Genomic DNA, 16,461 nt, shown 5'->3' on the forward strand with positions numbered 1-16,461 from the left:
GTACTCCTTTAGACGGGGGGAAAAGACCCATCCTAGCGCCGGCTCAGCAGAAGCAGCCCGGCAGATAATTCAGCGGATTCTTCGGTACGCCGTCGAAGCGCGTCTCGAAATGCAGGTGGTATCCGGTCGAGGCGCCGGTGGTGCCGACCCGCCCGATGACATCGCCGCGGCGGACGTACTCGCCGGGGTGCACGGAGATCCGGGACTGGTGGCCGTAGCAGGTGGAGAAGCTGCGGCCCTGCTTCTTGCCGTGGGAGATGCAGGTGTACTTGCCGTACCCCCCGTTCCAGCCGGCCCGGATGACCCGGCCGCTCGCCGCCGCATGGATCGGGGTGCCGCCGGGGGCGGCGATGTCGGTGCCCGCATGCAGCTGCCACACCCGGTAGTACGGGTCGTAGCGGGTGCCGAAGTCGCTGGTCTTCCAGCCGTGGACCGGCATGAGCAGGGTGCCGCCGGCGTACGAGCCGCCGCCGTTCTTGTCGTCCCAGCCGCGCAGCGCGTCCTGGATGCGCGCCTCCTCGGCCCTGGCCTGCTCGTATTTCGCGAGCACGGCGGCGCGCTGGGAGCGGGCGAGCCGCAGGGCCGACTTGCGGCTCTGGGCGAGCCGGATGACGGCGGCGCGGGCGCGCTGGGCTGCGGCCTGGGCGTCGCGGGCCGCCGCCAGTTTGTCGGCGGCCTCCCGCTCGGCCTCCTCGGCGGCACGCTTGGCGAGTCCGGCCTTGTCCTGTTCGGTACGCGCGAGCCGCCGCGCCACCATCAGTTCGTCGACGTCCGCCTGCTGGTTCTGCATGACCTGGTCGACCATGCCCAGCCGGTCCATGGCGTCCTGCGGGCCACGGGCGCCGACCAGCACGTTGATGGCGGCGAAGTTCCCGCCCTTGTACGACGCGGCGGCGATGTCGTCGACGCGGTCGCGGGCATCTGCCACCCGGTTCTCGGCGGCGGCGAAGGCGGCGGCGGTCTTGTCGTACGCCTTCCGCACAGTGTCGGCCTTGCGGCGGGCCGTAGCGGCCTGCACGGAGGAGGCGGCGACGATCCCGCGCGAGACGGCGACCTTGTTCTGCGCCGCGGGCAGGGCGGCCGTCGCGGCCTCCAGGCGGCGGGCGGCGTGGCGCGCGGTCACCGTGGCGTCCTCGAGGATCGCTTCGGCCCGGTCCACCGCTCGGCTGGCCTTGCGCGCATCGTCCTGGGACGGGTCGGCGAGGGCCGCGCTGGGAGCCGCCACGGCGAGCCCTGCGCTGCAGAGGACGCTCAGGCAGACGGCCAGCGCGGTACGGGACCGGTGGTGTCGACGTCGGTTGTACTCCACGAGGAGTCACCGTACTCCGACTTTCCGTAGCTATTCGGCGAAATCGCCCAGAACGGCAATCGCCGCGCATCCCGTACGGATGCGCGGCGATCGGCGGCTCGAGGAGTGTCAGACCTTGAGGTAGAAGCGCAGGGTGATCCAGGCGGTGACTGCTGAGACTCCTGCGCCGACCGCCGCCAGCAGCGGCAGCATCATCCAGACGTTACCGTCCGGAATCGGCGTGAGGACATTGGTGAGCGCCTGCAGGCGGCCGTCGAGCAGTACCACCTTGCCGATGAAGATGAACGCGAAGCCGAGTATCGCGCCGATCAGGCCGGCCACCACCGCCTCGAGGACGAAGGGCGCCTGGATGAACCAGTTCGACGCGCCCACCAGCTTCATCACCGCCACCTCGCGGCGCTTGCTGTACGCGGCCACCTGGATGGTGTTACCGACCAGCAACAGCGCCGCCATGGCCATGAAGCCGGCCACCACCAGGGCCATCACCTGGATCGCGTTGAAGATCTTGAACACCTTCTCGAGCAGCTCGCGCTGGTCGACGATGTCCTGGATGCCCTGTTGAGTCTTGATCTGGTCGGCGAAGGTCTGGTACTGCTCCGGATCCTTGAGCTTCACCCGGTACGACTCGGGCAGGCTGTCCGGCGTGACCGACTTGACGAAGTCGGGCTCGTCGCGCCACAGCACCTTGAACTTCTCGAAGGCCTGCTCGCGGGTCTCGTACTCCTTCTCCTTCACGAGCGGGCTCTGTTCGATGGCCTGGTTGATCGCGGCGCGCTGAGCGTCGGTGACGTCCTCACGGAGGAAGATCGAGACCTGGATCTCCCCGTAGTAGTAGTTCTTCATCTGGTCGACCTGCATGTACATCAGCACGCTGGCGCCGAGCATGGTGAGCGACACCGACATGGTGATGATCATGGCGATGGTCATCGTGACGTTGCGCCACAGGCCGACCAGCACCTCGTTGAGGACGTACTTGAAACGCATCGGGGGTTCCTTCCGGGACTCCGCGTTCGTAAATCAGGAAAGCTGTGGGGGCGGGGCCCGGTTGCCTAGCCGTAGACGCCGCGAGCCTGGTCGCGGACGATCCGCCCGCTCTCGATCTCGATGACTCGGCGGCGCATCTGGTTGACGATGTTGGAGTCGTGGGTGACCATCACGACCGTCGTGCCGGTCCGGTTGATCCGGTCGAGCAGGCGCATGATCTCGATGGAGGTGTCCGGGTCCAGGTTGCCCGTCGGCTCGTCCGCCAGCAGGATCAGCGGCCGGTTGACGAACGCCCGCGCCACGGCGACACGCTGCTGCTCACCACCGGAGAGCTCGTGCGGGTAGCGGTGCTCCTTGCCACCGAGACCCACCAGCTCCAGCACCTCGGGCACGACCCGGCGCGCCACGGCCTTGGTCTTACCGATGACCTCCAGAGCGAAGGCCACGTTCTCGTACGCGGTGCGGTTGGGCAGCAGGCGGAAGTCCTGGAACACGCAGCCGATCGAGCGCCGGAAGTGCGGGATCTTCCAGGAGCGCATCGTGGTGACGTCCTTGGAATTCACCACCACCTTGCCGCGCGAGGGGGCCACCTCGTGCAGCAGGAGCTTGATGATCGTCGACTTGCCGGAACCGGAGGGGCCGATGAAGAAGACGAACTCACCCTTCTCGATACCGACGCTGACATCGTCCAACGACGGCCGAGACGCCTTCGGATACGTCTTCGTCACGTTCTCGAGCTGAATCACGGGTGGAGAGTCTACGCGGTGTAACGAAAACGCCAACCCCGGCGGTGGCCGGTTTTCGCCCCCCGCGAGGCTGATCTTCGGCGCGAGGGGCGCTACCTGCACTCAAGGTGAACGCCGCCTGACTCTTCGTTCAGGCGGCGTGTCGGGGACGGCTCAGCCCGCCATCTGGGTCTGCTTACGCCACCGGATGCCCGCCTCGATGAACTCGTCGAGCTCGCCGTCGAAGACCGACGACGGATTGCCCGTTTCCTGCTCAGTGCGCAGGTCCTTGACCATCTGGTACGGGTGCAGCACGTACGAACGCATCTGGTCGCCCCAGGAGCCGGTGGTGTCCTGCTTGAGGCCGGCCATCTTCGCCTCCTCCTCCTGGCGCTTGCGTTCGAGCAGCCGCGCCTGCAGCACCCGCATCGCGGAGGCCTTGTTCTGCAGCTGCGACTTCTCGTTCTGACACGTCACCACGATGCCCGTGGGGACGTGCGTGAGGCGCACAGCGGAGTCGGTGGTGTTAACGCTCTGTCCACCAGGACCCGACGAACGGTAGACGTCGACGCGGATCTCGTTCTCGGGGATGTCGATGTGGTCGGTCTGCTCGACGACCGGCATCACCTCGACACCGGCGAAGCTGGTCTGGCGGCGGCCCTGGTTGTCGAACGGGCTGATCCGGACCAGGCGGTGGGTGCCCGACTCCACGCTGAGCGTGCCGTATGCGTACGGCACCTTCACGGCGAAGGTGGCCGACTTGAGGCCCGCCTCCTCGGCGTACGAGGTTTCGTACACCTCGGTGGGGTAACCGTGGCGCTCCGCCCAGCGCAGGTACATGCGCAGGAGCATCTCGGCGAAGTCGGCGGCGTCCACGCCGCCGGCGCCGGCCCGGATGGCCACGACCGCCTCGCGGGAGTCGTACTCGCCGGAGAGGAGGGTGCGGACCTCCATCTCCTCGATGGCCTTGTGCAGCTTCACCAGCTCGTCACCGACCTCGGTGACGGAGCCGGCGTCGCCTTCCGCCTCTGCCATCTCCAGCAGGAGGGCGGCGTCATCGAGGCGGGAGCGCAGGCGCTCCATCTTCGAGATCTCGCCGGCCACGTATGACAGCCGGGAATTGACGTCCTGAGCCCGGGCCTGGTCGTCCCACAGATCGGGGGCGGAGGCCTCCTCCTCGAGCTCCGCCCGGCTGCGGCGCAGCTTGTCGAGGTCGAGCACATTCTCGATGTTGCGCAGGGTGGCGTCGAGGGCCTTGAGCTGTTCAGGAAAGTCGGCTGCACTCACGACGGTCAAGAATACGCCGCCCGGCCCGTGTCGCAGCCGGGCGGCCCGTAGTGCGTGATTCCTTCATCACTCCGCGGGTGCGGCCTTGAGCCAGGTCAGCGCCGCCTTGTGGTACGCGACCGCGAACTCGAGCGCGGCGGCGCCGTACGCGTCGCCCGCCTTCTTGGCCTCCTTGGCCTGCTCTCGCGCCATGGCAAGGGCCTCGGAGTGATACTCGTTGGCGCCGGTGTAAAGCGTCTTGAGCTGGCCACCGGCGTGCTGCTGGCCGAAGGCGACACGCAGGGCGACCGGGTTACGGATCGCGTCGCGGCCGGGAGCCTCGGCGAGCCACCGGCTGAAGGCGCGCTTGCCGGCGGCGGTGATGGCATAGGGCTGGCTGGACCGTGGTCCCGGCTTGCCAAGACGGACAAGGCCCATTTCGGCGAGGACGGGCAGTTCGCGGTAGACCTGGCTCCGCGTCATCGACCAGTAGGGCCCGAGGCGGCGTTCGGCAGCCGCCATCAGCTGTCCGCCGGTCATCGGCCCATCGTGGAGCAGGCCGAGCAGCGCGGCAGCCGTGGGGTTGATTTGAGTGTCGGGCATGCCTTCTAAGCTGCCACTTTGTAGCTCCGGCGTCCAGGATTTCGCCCGATCCGTCCAATTTGCGTCTCCACAAACGACTGTCCCGCACAGACAGTCCGACCACGAGGGTCGTGACCGGGCGTTTCGCCCTTGAGAACGGGTCTCGCACGCTAGAATGGAGCGCAGAAACGGTCAGACGGCGCTCGAAGTCCGGAAATCCCTCAAAAGCCACGGATGAGCCCGCGGATCGCCGCCTCACTTCTCTGAAGAAAAGACGACGACCCGCGAACCGGACAATCAGCCCATATGGGGATACTGCCACGCGGTCGGCGGCTCGAACGTCTCCTTGATCGTCCGCGGGGAGACCCAGCGGAGCAGGTTCAGCATCGAGCCGGCCTTGTCGTTGGTACCGCTACCGCGGGCACCGCCGAAGGGCTGCTGGCCGACGACCGCGCCCGTCGGCTTGTCGTTGATGTAGAAGTTGCCCGCCGCGTTCCGCAGCGCCGTGGCCGCCCAGTCGACGATCGAGCGGTCCGTCGCGAAGATCGAACCGGTCAGCGCGTACGGCGAGACGGCCTCGGCCTGGGCCACCGCCGCCTCGAAGTCGCCGTCCTCGTAGACGTGCACGCCGAGGATCGGGCCGAAGTACTCGGTCGTGAAGACCTCGTGCGCCGGGTCGCTCGACTCCACCAGCGTCGGCGCCACGAACCAGCCCTCGCTGTCGTCGGCCGTACCGCCGGCGAGCACGGTGCAGGCGGCGCTGTTCTTGATCCGGTCCAGAGCCTCCGCGTGCTTCGCGAACGCACGGCCGTCGATCACGGCACCGCCGAACGTCGACAGGTCGGTGACGTCGCCGTACCGGATCGAGGCCACCGTCGCCGCGAGCCGGTCACGCAGGCCGCCCTCCCAGATGCCGCGCGGCACGTACGCCCGGGACGCCGCGGAGCACTTCTGGCCCTGGTACTCGTACGCGCCGCGGACCAGCGCGGTGTGCAGCGCGTCCGCGTCGGCGCTGGGGTGCGCGAAGACGAAGTCCTTGCCGCCGGTCTCACCGACCAGCCGCGGGTACGACCGGTAGCGCTCGATGTTCGACCCGACCTCGCGCCACAGGTGACGGAAGGTGGCGGTGGAGCCGGTGAAGTGGATGCCGGCCAGGTCGGGGTCGGCGAGGACCACGTCGGAGACGGCCAGGCCGTCGCCGGTCACCATGTTGATCACGCCGGGCGGCAGGCCGGCCGCCTCGAACAGGCGCATGGTGAAGTGCGCGGAGAACTGCTGGGTCGGCGACGGCTTCCAGACCACCGTGTTGCCCATCAGCGCCGGCGCGGACGGCAGGTTGCCCGCGATGGCGGTGAAGTTGAACGGGGTGATCGCGTAGACGAACCCCTCGAGCGGGCGGTGGTCGAAACGGTTCCAGAAGCCCGGCGCGGACTGCGGCTGCTCGGCGAGGATCTGCTCCCCGAAGGCCACGTTGAAGCGCAGGAAGTCGATCAGCTCGCAGGCGGCGTCGATCTCGGCCTGGTACGCCGACTTCGACTGCCCCAGGACCGTGGCCGCGTTGAGCGTGTCCCGCCAGCCGCCGGCCAGCATCTCGGCGGCCCGCAGGAAGACCGCGGCGCGCTCGCTGTAGGGCAGCGCCCGCCAGCCCGGAGCGGCCCGCTTGGCGGCGGCCACGGCGGCCGCGGCGTCCTCATGGGTCGAGTTGTACGTCACGCCGAGCACGTGGTGCCTCTTGTGCGGCTGTACGACCTCGATGGCGTCGCCCCCGCCCCGCTTCTGAACGCCGTCGATCGTGTTCGTCAGCTCCACGCGCTCGGCCGCGAGGGCGTCGACCCGCGACTGCAGGGAAGCGCGCTCGGGGCTGCCGGGCGCATAGCCGCGTACGGGCTCGTTCCGTGGCACCGGCACGGAAAACTGGGCGTCCATCACGTACTCCTCGACCTCTTGGGTTCTTCGGCTACGACATCGTGTGTCGGCTCCATCCTCGCACGCGCACCACCCCCTCCCGGGCGGTCGGAAAGCGTCGGTGGCCCCGCGTACCCTGAGGTCCATGAGTGAGGCGGACAGCGAGGTCAACAAGGGCGAAACAGCCTGGCAGGGGCCGGAACGGGCACCCTCTCGGAGCATCGTCCTGGCGATCGCCGGACTCGCCTGGGCGGCCGCGATGCTGTGGTCGGCGCGGGCCACGATCACCGGCCGCGCGGACGCCGCCATGGAGGTCACCTCCACGGCATACGCGATGCCCGGAGCCGTCTCCGCGGCCCTGGTCGCCGGCGCGGCGGTCGCGCTCGCCGTGGTGACCTCCCTCGCCCGCGGCGGCCGCACCCTCCGCTTCGCGGCCGCGACCGGAGCCGGGCTGATCGTCGGCCTTCTCGGCGGCCTCACGATCATCACGATCAACACCGACGGCTGGATCTACGCGGTGGTCGGCGGCACGATCGCGGCCGCGGCGACCATCGGCGGCGCGCTGGCCGGGTTCCACCACCCCCGCGTCACGGCGGCCGTCTGCTGGGCGGCGATCGGGGTGTTCCTGGTCGGCGTGGTGCTCAGCTTCCTGCAGCACGACCTGCTCCCGGTCTTCGGCGCGCGCGACACGTCGTCGTCGCAGGCCGACGCCGCGAGCTACTTCGGCTTCGCGCAGGGCGCGCTCGGCGGCCTGGTCGCCGGGCTGATCACCTACCGCCTGCTGCGCCGGGCCCGGCACCGCACCGGCGCCGACCTCCGGTGGCCGCTCTACGCCCTCGCGGGCGCCGGACCGGGCCTGCTGCTGGTGGTGGGTGAGATCCTTACGCGTACGGCGGGAGCCCGCGTGCTGGAGCTGGCCGGCAAGGTGAGCGAGCTGGAGCTGACGGTGCAGCAGATGCTGAGCAGCAGCCGGCTCAACAACGGCCTGATCGTGCTGTTCGTGGGCGCGTTCACAGCGATGGTGGCGGTCGGCCGGACCCTCGGCTCCCCCGCCTCGCCCGCCGATTCGTCAGCTGATTCGTCCGTGGAGAAGTCTGCGGGCACGGTGACGGAACGAGCGGAACCGGACGAGATCGAGCGGACCGCGCGTGATGAGGATGCGGAGCCGGTGGGCAGCCGCACCGACGACTGATCAGGTCAGCTCGTCGAGCTCGCTCACGGCGTACCACTCGAGTTCGTGATCCTCGGCCCCGTCGACGGTGAACTGGGCGTCCGGATCACCCGCCAGCGCCTCGTCCACCACCTCCGCGGCGGCCGCGACGGCCTCGGCGGCGTCGGCGCCGTCCACGTGGATCGACGCGACCTCCTTGAGTGAGATCGGCTGCGGGACCCGTACCGTGCTGGACCCGAGCTCGACCTCCTCCCGCCCCAGCGAACCGGCGGCGACATCGGCCGAGACGACGACCCGCCGGCGCGGCGCCGCCGGATCGTGGCGCAACAGCTGCAGGGCGGCCTGGGCGGCGCGGGTGAAGGCTACGTACTCGAGCTCCTCCTCGTCGCCCTCGGCGTACCACTCCCGGAGCGCCGGGGTCACCGCGTGCGCGACGATCGGGCCGCCACCGAGCTGCCCGGACGCCTTGAGCCCGTCGAGCATCGGCACGGTGGCGGGCACGTACACCCGGACCAGATCGGTGATCGGCACTTGCATCCCCCTGGGCGACTCGACCGTCCCTGTAGTACCCCGCCGCGCACGCTACCGGAAGGTCGTTTGTTCTGTGGCTCTCAACAGCCGCACGCGACACCGGTGGGGGCGACGAGCGGATCCGGGTCCCGGACGACCTCCCCGGCCGCCGTCGCCAGCGGAAAGCCCTCGCGGATCCAGTACTCGACGCCGCCCAGCATCTCCCTGACCTCGTACCCGAGCAGCGCGAACGCCAAGGCAGCACGGGTGGCACCGTTGCAGCCGGGACCCCAGCAGTAGGTCACCACGGGCGTCGCCGGATCGATGAGCTCGGCGGCCCGGCCGGCGATGTCCGCGGTGGGCAGGTGCACGGCGCCGGGCAGGTGGCCCTGATCCCACGCCTCCCGGGAACGGGAGTCGACGAGCACGAAACCGCCGGGCGGGGCGCTCCGGACGTCGGCGACATCGGTCTGCGTGGCGAGGCGTTCGGCGAAGATCTCAGCGGGTGTTCTCATGCCGATCACGCTAGGGACAAGGTCGCCTTCGGCCCACGGTACGACCACGGCCATCCATTGCCTTCGCCGTGGATCCGACGGTAGTTTGCCGCCGTGACCGTTGATGCTGCTCTCGACCGTACCGATTGGCGGCTTCTTGCGGAGCTCCAACGAGACGGCCGTGCGAGCTACGCAGACCTGGCGCGGGCAGTGGCGATGTCGCCGAGCGCGGTCGCGGAGCGAGTGCGCAAGCTGGAGGAGTCCGGGGTGATCGCCGGCTACCGCGCCGCGATCGACCCGGAGCGGGTCGGGCTCACCGTGATGGCTTTCGTGCGTCTGCGCTACCCGACCGGGAACTACAAGCCGTTCCACGCGCTGCTGGACAGCACCCCCGAGATCATCGAGGCGCATCACGTGACGGGCGAGGACTGCTTCGTCCTCAAGGTGATGACCCGGTCGATGCGGCACCTCGAGGAGGTCACGGGGCGGATCTCGGGCCTGGGACCGGTGACGACCAGTGTGGTCTACTCAAGCCCGCTCACAGGCCGGGCGCTCGAGGCCTAGCTGCTCGCTGCCCGCTCCGCTCTCTTTGCACAGGCCGCCGGAACCGCTTGAGCCGTCCTAAGCAAACGATGGCAAACTAAGGCTCCATCAAGGCGCGCCCGATGAGCGGAGGACTTGTGGAGGCCAGGTTCATGCTGCTGTCCGAGGTGGCAGCGGAGCTGAACGTCTCCGACTCGCAGGTCTACCACATGGTCCGCAGCGGTGAACTCCCCGCCATAAAAATCGGTGGGCGCGGGCAGTGGCGGGTAGAGCGCGCGAAGCTCGAGGCCTATATCGAGCAGAAGTACGCGGAGACCGCCGCCTGGGTGCAGGACAATCCGCTGGTCGACCGCGACGCCGAGTAGACCGCTCGCGTCTCCGGGGGCTCCGAAGCCGGCACCGACCGAGTGGTCCGTTCGCAGTTTTCCACAGGCTCCGAAGCTGGCATTGACCGTCATCACGCTCAGCCGCCACACTCGTCGTCGTAGGCAAACGAAGGCAAACGCAAGGATTGAGGTGCGGTGTGTCGACGGCCGAGTTGGAGAAACAGCAGGCAGCACCGGCAATCAGGCTGCGCAGGGCGCCCCGCTGCGACCCGCCGTTCGATGACGAGCGCGAGCCGGAGGCATGGTCCTCTCCGCACCAACTGACGCTCGATTGGAGCCGCCTGACGGCCCGGGCCTCCGGATCCAGAAGACCCGCGACATCGTCCGAGCCGCCCGCCTCCACCGCACCCTCCGCGCCTTCAGCCCACTCCGCGCCATCAACCCACTCCACGCCATCAACCGGCTTCGCGCCATCAACCCGCTTCGCGCCGTCGGCGCTGTCCGGGCAGGCCGACTCCTTTGGGGAGTCCGCGTTTGGGGAGTCCGCAGCCGCGGCGTCCGAGCGAGCGGCGCGCCGATCGCCGGTGGTCGGTGCCTCCCCCGATGCCAAGCTGGCCGTCCGCAGATTCGTCGGCTCCTGCGTCGAGGTCCTCAACGGCTACCGCCCGGCGGCGCACCTCCGCCGGCTCGCCCAGCCGCGAGAAGCCGCCACGGTGGTGGCCCAGGGACTGGACGGCGCGAAGAGAGTCGCGGAAGCCCGCCGCCTCCACACCCGCTTCCGGCGCCCCGCTCCCGTGGCAGTGCTGAGGTCCAGCCTCTGCGAACCCCGCCCGGGCGCGGTGGAGGCGGCGGTCCTGCTGCTCATCGGCGACCGGACCTGGGCGATGGCCCTACGCCTCGAACAGCACGACGAAGCTTGGCTGGCAACCGTCCTGCGTCTGATCTGACCAGCAGGCCATCGAGTCACCCGGGGCGTCCGGTGAGCACCACAGGCGGCGGCCGTCCTGGGCGCCACACTCGACGGCCACCCCTGGGCACCACAGCGAGGGCCGGCCAGGCCCCATAACGCTGAACCGCGGGCACACGAAGACCAGCCCCACGAACGGGTCGCGGAGGCCGCGTTACGAAACCGGCCGCCGCGCCAACAAGCCGCGGAGGCCAGGACACGAAACCGGCCCCCGCGAACAGCTCGCGGAGGCCGGGATTCGAGAAGCACCGGGCGGCCCGAAGACCAGCCCGGAACCGATCAGACCGCGCCGGGCGCGCCGTGGCAGCGCTTGTACTTCTTGCCCGAGCCGCAGTAGCACGGGGCGTTGCGGGACGGGCCGTTGCCCGCCTCCGCCTGGCCCGAGCTGCCGGCCCGGTGGGCGCCCGTGTGGGCCGGGCTGGCCGGGACGACCGGGGCAGCGCCGAGGCCCAGGGCGGGCGCCTGCTGCTCCGGGGCCTGCTGGATCTGGGGGGCTCCGGCTCCGGCCTCGCCGTCGATGGCCGGGGCGGTGTACTGGAGGTTCTGCGGGCGGCGGGAGCCTCCGAGGCCCTTGGCGCGGACCTCGACGTGCTGCTCCGGCTCGTCGGTGGCAGGCAGCTCGCGGGCCTGCGACGGGTCGACGGTGACCGTGGGGGCCTCCTCGACCTGGACCTCCAGGTTGAAGAGGAAGCCGACCGCCTCCTCCTTGATGCCCTCCATCATCTGGTTGAACATGTCGAAGCCCTCGCGCTGGTACTCGACCACCGGGTCGCGCTGGGCGTACGCCCGCAGGCTGATGCCTTCCTGCAGGTAGTCCATCTCGTAGAGGTGCTCGCGCCACTTGCGGTCGATCACCGCGAGCAGGACCTGGCGCTCGAGTTCGCGGACCGCCTCCTCGCCCAGTTCGTCCTCGCGGGCCTTGTACGCGCGCTGCGCGTCCTCCTTGACCTGGGCGATGAGGAAGTCCTGGTCGATGCTGCTGCGCTCGCCGCCGGCCTCCTCGACCACGTCCTCGATCGTGAGGCTCAGCGGGAACAGGCGCTTGAGGTTGGTCCAGAGCTGCTCGAGGTCCCAGTCCTCGGCGTAGCCGTCCGAGGTGGCCGCGTGGACGTAGTCGGCGACGACGTCGTCGATCATGTGCTGGGCCTGGTCGTGCATGTCCTCGCCGTCGAGCACGCGCTTGCGCTCGGCGTAGATGACCATGCGCTGCTTGTTGAGGACCTCGTCGTACTTGAGGACGTTCTTGCGGATCTCCGCGTTCTGACCCTCGATCTGGGTCTGGGCGCTGCGGATCTGCCTGGTCACCATCTTCGACTCGATGGGGACGTCCTCGGGGATGTTGAAGCGCTCCATGACGGCCTCGACCGCGCCGGCGCGGAAACGCTTCATCAGGTCGTCCTGCAGCGACAGGTAGAACCGGGACTCGCCCGGGTCGCCCTGGCGGCCGGAGCGGCCGCGGAGCTGGTTGTCGATGCGGCGGGAGTCGTGCCGCTCGGTGCCGAGGACGTACAGGCCGCCGGCGGCGATGACCTCGGCCGCCTCCTGCTCGCAGGCCTCCTTGACGGACGGCATGACCTCTTCGAGGGCCTTCGCGTACTCCTCCGGGCTCTCCACCGGGTCCAGGCCGCGCTGGTGCAGCTCCGCCGCCGCCAGGAACTCGGGGTTGCCGCCGAGCAGGATGTCCGTGCCGCGGCCGGCCATGTTGGTCGCGACCGTGACCCCGCCCTTGCGGCCGGCCTGCGCGATGATCTGCGCCTCCTGGGCGTGGAACTTCGCGTTGAGGACGCTGTGCGGGATGCCGCGGCGGCGCAGCAGCGTCGACAGGATCTCGGAATTCTCGACCGAGACCGTGCCGACGAGCACCGGCTGGCCGGTGGCGTGCCGCTCGGCGATGTCCTCGATGACCGCGTTGAACTTGGCCTTCTCGGTCTTGTAGATGACGTCCGGGTGGTCGATCCGGATCATGGGCCGGTGCGTCGGGATGCTCACGACGCCGACCTTGTAGACCTGGTTGAACTCGCCGGCCTCGGTCTGCGCCGTACCGGTCATGCCGGCGAGCTTGTTGTAGAGGCGGAAGTAGTTCTGCAGCGTGATGGTCGCCAGGGTCTGGTTCTCCTGCTTGACCTCCACACCCTCCTTCGCCTCGATGGCCTGGTGCATGCCCTCGTTGTAACGGCGGCCGTGCAGGATGCGGCCGGTGAACTCGTCGACGATGAGGACCTCGCCGTTCTCGTCGACGATGTAGTCCTTGTCCCGCTTGTAGAGCTCCTTGGCCTTGATGGCGTTGTTCAGGTAGCCCACGAGCGGGGTGTTCACCGACTCGTACAGGTTGTCGATGCCGAGGCGGTCCTCGACGCGGGAGACGCCGCGCTCGGTGATGGCGACGGTGCGCTTCGCCTCGTCCACCTCGTAGTCGCCCTCGCCGTCCTTGCCCTTCTGGAGGCGGCCGACCAGGGCGGCGAACTCGCCGTACCAGCGGGCGGAGTGCTCGCCCGGACCGGAGATGATCAGCGGGGTACGGGCCTCGTCGATGAGGATCGAGTCGACCTCGTCCACGATCGCGAAGTTGTGCCCGCGCTGCACGAGCTCGGCGGACGACCACGCCATGTTGTCGCGCAGGTAGTCGAAGCCGAACTCGTTGTTGGTCCCGTACGTGATGTCGCAGTGGTACGCGGCGCGGTGCTCGGCGGAGGGCCGGTTGGGCAGGATGACGCCGACGGTGAGGCCGAGGAACGTGTGCACCCGGCCGACCCACTCGGCGTCGCGCTGGGCGAGGTAGTCGTTCACCGTGATGATGTGCACGCCCTCGCCGCTGAGCGCGTTGAGGTAGGCGGGGAAGACGCCGGTGAGCGTCTTGCCCTCACCGGTCTTCATCTCCGGGATGTTGCCGAAGTGCAGCGCGGCGCCGCCCATGAGCTGGACGTCGTACGCGCGCTGCCCGAGCACCCGGCGAGCCCCCTCACGAGCCACCGCGAACGCCTCGACCAGCAAGTCGTCGAGCGACTCGCCGTCGGCGTAGCGCTGTTTCAACTGCTCGGTCTGCTCGCGCAACTCGTCGTCGGTGAGGTCGGTGTAGTCCCCCTCGATCGAGTTGACCGCCATGGCGATCGCCTTGAGGCGGCGCACCATGCGGCCTTCACCGGCGCGAAGGACTTTTTCCAAAATCGACACGGGTCAACGCTCCCCTAGACGGTCTGCCGGACCATCGTAGGCGTCTTCCTGGGGGAGCCGTGACCCGAGCCTCCTACTAAACTCGCAAAGACGACGAAACAGGGCTGAGAGTTCGCTGACAGCGCATCTCCGCCGGCCCTGCAACCTCGCACCCGGGTCGCGCGTCGGCACGCGCAACCCGGTGGCGGCTCCCGCGCGGCCGAGGGCAGGATGGCCCCCGTGCACCCCCCTGAGCTCCGCGTCGACGAGTTGCATGTCCGGCCGTGGCAGCCCGAGGACGCCGATGCGATATTTCGGGCGTGTCAGGACCCGGTTCTGCAGCGGTGGTTGACGGGGCTGCCCTCGCCGTACCGGCTGGAGGACGCCGAGACCTTCATAAGCGCCGGGACAGGCCTGCATCTGGGCATCTTCGACGAAGAAGATCTCGTCGGCAGCGTCGCGCTCAACGCCGTCGACCCGGCGGGCCGGACGGCGGCGCTCGGCTACTGGTCGGCGCCGTGGGCTCGCGGGCGCCGAGTGACCGAGCGCGCGGGCCGGGCGTTACTCCTGTGGGCGTTCGACGAGGAGGGCCTGACCAGGATCGACTGGAGGGCCACGGTGGGTAATCATGCCTCGCGCCTGACGGCGCTCCGGCTGGGCTTCCGCATGATCGGCACGCGACCCGCCCCGGACACGTGGACGGCCGCTCTGACCAGGGAGGACCTCACTCTGCCCGGCACCGACGTGGCTTCTTCGGTACGCCGGACAGCGCGGACCTTCGGCGGCGAGCACCCGACGATCTCGGCCGAAACACTCACTCTGCGCAAACCTGCGGAGCGGGACGTCCCCGCCGTCGTCGCCTGCCGCAACGACCCCGAGGTGGTGCGGTGGTTCGGGGTGCGACTGCCGTACACCGCGGCGGACGCCCTGCGCCATGTGGCCGTCACCGTGCCCCGGCGGTGGTCCGGAGGCGAAGAAGCCGTGTTTGCGGTTGTGGACCGCGATGACGCGTACATGGGATCGGTTGATCTAAGGCTGACCGGCGCGGACCCGGCGGTGGGCGAGGTGGGCTTCTTCGTCGCGCAGAGCGCGCGGGGCCGGGGGTACGCGGTGGCAGCCGTCCGCGCGATCTGCGGCTGGGCCTTCGACACGCTGGGGCTGGCGCGCATCCAGTGGCGGGCCGAGGTCGGCAACGAGGCGTCGCGGCGGGTGGCGCAGAAGGCGGGATTCACGATGGAAGGTCTGCAGCGGCAGGCGCTGGTGATCGGCGGCGAGCGGCGCGACTGCTGGACGGCGTCGCTGCTAAGGGGTGAGGCGGGTTCGCTGCCCAGGGGTGAGGCGGCGTCGCTGCCCAGGGGTGAGGCGGTGTGATCGTGCCGACGATCCCGGGCGACGGCGTCCGTCTGCGCGGCCTGCGTCCCGCGGACCTGGACGACCTGGTGGCGGGCTACAACGAGTCGGACATGCGCCGGTTCATGGCGGCGCTGCCGGTGCCGTTCACGCGCTCGGACGCCGAGGAGTACATGCATGAGCTCGCGCCGCGGTTGTTCGCCGCGGGCGGTGGCTTCTACGCGGTGGCCGACCCGGTGAGCGACCGCGTGCTCGGCGGCATCGGCATGGACCGGGTGCAGCCGGGGCGGGGTCAGGCCGAGATCGGCTACTGGACCGGGTCGTGGGCGCGCGGCCGCGGCGTGGCCACGGCGGCCGTCCGGGCGCTCTCCGAGCACGCGTTCCGCACCGGGCTCGCCCGGCTCGAGCTTCTGACCCACCGGGAGAACGCGCTCAGCCAGCGGGTCGCGCTCGCTGCCGGGTTCCAGCCCGAGGGGGTACGCCGGGCGGCGCTGCCCGGTCACGACGGCAAGCGTGACGACGTGCTCGCGTACGCGCGGCTGGCCGGTGACCCGCCGGGCCCGGTGGACCGGCTGCTCCCCGACCTTCCCGGCGGCGAACTGACCGACGGCGTGGTGACCCTGCGCCCGCTGGCCGAGTCGGACGTCGACTTCTACGTGGACCTGCACTCGCAGCCGGATGTCGTCGCGACCAGCGTCCCGCCGGTCCGGCCCAGCCCCGAGCAGATGCGCCGGCGCTGCGCCTGGGCCCCGTCGCACTGGCTGGCCGGCGACCGCGCGGACCTGGTCATCGTCGACACCGCCACCGGTACGCCGACCGGCGAGATCGGCCTCTACTACCAGGAGCCGCGCACCGGCCAGGCGATGATCGGCTACAGCATGCTGCCGCATTGGCGCGGCCGGGGCTATCCGACCCGTGCGGCGCAGCTGGTGTCGTTGTGGGCGTTCGCGGAGACGGGGATCGCCCGCCTGATCGCGGGGGCGCTGCCGGACAACGTCGGCTCGCAGCGCGTGCTGGAGAAGGCGGGATTCAAGCGCGAGGCGTATCTGCGCTCGCGCCTGCCCGGGGCCGGAGCCCGCCGCAGCGACGACGTCCAGTTCGCGCTGCTGGCGGAGGACCTGCTGACCGAGGGTCCCCGCATGGACGGCTGAGCCGGCATCGCTGTCACCCCGGCGTTGC

Annotated in this window: 15 protein-coding genes; 6 read left to right on the forward strand and 9 right to left on the reverse strand. The window is 69.8% G+C overall.

Annotation, left to right across the window (positions count from 1 at the left end; all coding sequences use genetic code 11):
- Window positions 1-43: 43 nt before the first annotated feature.
- From AB0368_RS10220 to pruA, 6 genes are all read right to left on the reverse strand, one after another.
- Complete coding sequence (locus AB0368_RS10220) at window positions 44-1,309, reverse strand: M23 family metallopeptidase (protein ID WP_366153489.1); 1,266 nt, start codon at window positions 1,307-1,309, stop codon at window positions 44-46.
- A 108-nt stretch (window positions 1,310-1,417) separates the two neighbouring features.
- Entirely contained in the window at window positions 1,418-2,293 is an 876-nt protein-coding gene (ftsX, locus tag AB0368_RS10225; protein WP_366153490.1) for a permease-like cell division protein FtsX, read from the reverse strand.
- A gap of 65 nt (window positions 2,294-2,358) precedes the next feature.
- On the reverse strand, window positions 2,359-3,039 hold the full coding sequence (gene ftsE, locus AB0368_RS10230; protein WP_106128051.1) for a cell division ATP-binding protein FtsE: 681 nt from the start codon (window positions 3,037-3,039) through the stop codon (window positions 2,359-2,361).
- A 153-nt stretch (window positions 3,040-3,192) separates the two neighbouring features.
- Window positions 3,193-4,305, reverse strand: a complete 1,113-nt coding sequence (gene prfB, locus AB0368_RS10235) for a peptide chain release factor 2 (RefSeq protein ID WP_366153491.1) — start codon at window positions 4,303-4,305, stop codon at window positions 3,193-3,195.
- 66 nt (window positions 4,306-4,371) lie between these two features.
- Window positions 4,372-4,887 carry a PadR family transcriptional regulator gene (locus AB0368_RS10240; protein WP_366153492.1) on the reverse strand — a complete coding sequence of 172 codons (516 nt, stop codon included), beginning with the start codon at window positions 4,885-4,887 and terminating at the stop codon, window positions 4,372-4,374.
- A gap of 276 nt (window positions 4,888-5,163) precedes the next feature.
- Window positions 5,164-6,792 carry an L-glutamate gamma-semialdehyde dehydrogenase gene (gene pruA, locus AB0368_RS10245; RefSeq protein ID WP_366153493.1) on the reverse strand — a complete coding sequence of 543 codons (1,629 nt, stop codon included), beginning with the start codon at window positions 6,790-6,792 and terminating at the stop codon, window positions 5,164-5,166.
- A gap of 124 nt (window positions 6,793-6,916) precedes the next feature.
- Between pruA and AB0368_RS10250 the strand changes: the two genes are divergently transcribed.
- On the forward strand, window positions 6,917-7,963 hold the full coding sequence (locus tag AB0368_RS10250) for a hypothetical protein (RefSeq protein WP_366153494.1): 1,047 nt from the start codon (window positions 6,917-6,919) through the stop codon (window positions 7,961-7,963).
- Here AB0368_RS10250 and AB0368_RS10255 read toward each other — a convergent pair whose 3' ends face one another.
- Window positions 7,964-8,425 (reverse strand): hypothetical protein, encoded by a 462-nt coding sequence (locus tag AB0368_RS10255; protein WP_366153768.1) that lies wholly within the window; start codon window positions 8,423-8,425, stop codon window positions 7,964-7,966.
- Between the two features lie 128 nt (window positions 8,426-8,553).
- On the reverse strand, window positions 8,554-8,967 hold the full coding sequence (locus tag AB0368_RS10260) for a rhodanese-like domain-containing protein (RefSeq protein WP_366153495.1): 414 nt from the start codon (window positions 8,965-8,967) through the stop codon (window positions 8,554-8,556).
- Window positions 8,968-9,060: 93 nt separating this feature from the next.
- Here AB0368_RS10260 and AB0368_RS10265 point away from each other — a divergent pair, with 93 nt between their 5' ends.
- The 3 genes from AB0368_RS10265 to AB0368_RS10275 all read left to right on the forward strand — a co-directional run bounded on the left by AB0368_RS10265 (window position 9,061) and on the right by AB0368_RS10275 (window position 10,762).
- Complete coding sequence (locus tag AB0368_RS10265) at window positions 9,061-9,510, forward strand: Lrp/AsnC family transcriptional regulator (protein ID WP_366153496.1); 450 nt, start codon at window positions 9,061-9,063, stop codon at window positions 9,508-9,510.
- Between the two features lie 101 nt (window positions 9,511-9,611).
- Window positions 9,612-9,854, forward strand: a complete 243-nt coding sequence (locus AB0368_RS10270; RefSeq protein ID WP_366153497.1) for a helix-turn-helix domain-containing protein — start codon at window positions 9,612-9,614, stop codon at window positions 9,852-9,854.
- A 545-nt stretch (window positions 9,855-10,399) separates the two neighbouring features.
- The gene (locus AB0368_RS10275) at window positions 10,400-10,762 is read left to right on the forward strand and encodes an Rv3235 family protein (RefSeq protein ID WP_366153498.1); all 363 of its coding nucleotides are present in this window, start codon (window positions 10,400-10,402) and stop codon (window positions 10,760-10,762) included.
- A 299-nt stretch (window positions 10,763-11,061) separates the two neighbouring features.
- On the opposite strand, the gene secA is transcribed toward AB0368_RS10275, so the two are convergent.
- Entirely contained in the window at window positions 11,062-13,953 is a 2,892-nt protein-coding gene (secA, locus tag AB0368_RS10280) for a preprotein translocase subunit SecA (RefSeq protein WP_366153499.1), read from the reverse strand.
- 219 nt (window positions 13,954-14,172) lie between these two features.
- Here secA and AB0368_RS10285 point away from each other — a divergent pair, with 219 nt between their 5' ends.
- Together AB0368_RS10285 and AB0368_RS10290 are read left to right on the forward strand one after the other, a co-directional pair.
- Entirely contained in the window at window positions 14,173-15,303 is a 1,131-nt protein-coding gene (locus AB0368_RS10285) for a GNAT family N-acetyltransferase (RefSeq protein WP_366153500.1), read from the forward strand.
- Entirely contained in the window at window positions 15,300-16,433 is a 1,134-nt protein-coding gene (locus AB0368_RS10290) for a GNAT family N-acetyltransferase (protein WP_366153501.1), read from the forward strand. Before AB0368_RS10285 ends, AB0368_RS10290 begins: the two co-directional genes overlap by 4 nt.
- Window positions 16,434-16,461 lie beyond the last annotated feature (28 nt).

It is taken from the genome of Actinoplanes sp. NPDC051475, assembly GCF_040689425.1.
GTDB lineage: Bacteria > Actinomycetota > Actinomycetes > Mycobacteriales > Micromonosporaceae > Actinoplanes.

Bases quoted from the DNA above. Each gene is read 5' to 3' on its own strand.
- AB0368_RS10255 (WP_366153768.1), bottom strand. From the start codon at position 8,425: ATGCTCGACGGGCTCAAGGCGTCCGGGCAGCTCGGTGGCGGCCCGATC.
- AB0368_RS10240 (WP_366153492.1), bottom strand. From the start codon at position 4,887: ATGCCCGACACTCAAATCAACCCCACGGCTGCCGCGCTGCTCGGCCTG.
- AB0368_RS10270 (WP_366153497.1), top strand. From the start codon at position 9,612: ATGAGCGGAGGACTTGTGGAGGCCAGGTTCATGCTGCTGTCCGAGGTG.
- AB0368_RS10260 (WP_366153495.1), bottom strand. From the start codon at position 8,967: ATGAGAACACCCGCTGAGATCTTCGCCGAACGCCTCGCCACGCAGACC.
- AB0368_RS10250 (WP_366153494.1), top strand. From the start codon at position 6,917: ATGAGTGAGGCGGACAGCGAGGTCAACAAGGGCGAAACAGCCTGGCAG.
- pruA (WP_366153493.1), bottom strand. From the start codon at position 6,792: ATGGACGCCCAGTTTTCCGTGCCGGTGCCACGGAACGAGCCCGTACGC.
- ftsX (WP_366153490.1), bottom strand. From the start codon at position 2,293: ATGCGTTTCAAGTACGTCCTCAACGAGGTGCTGGTCGGCCTGTGGCGC.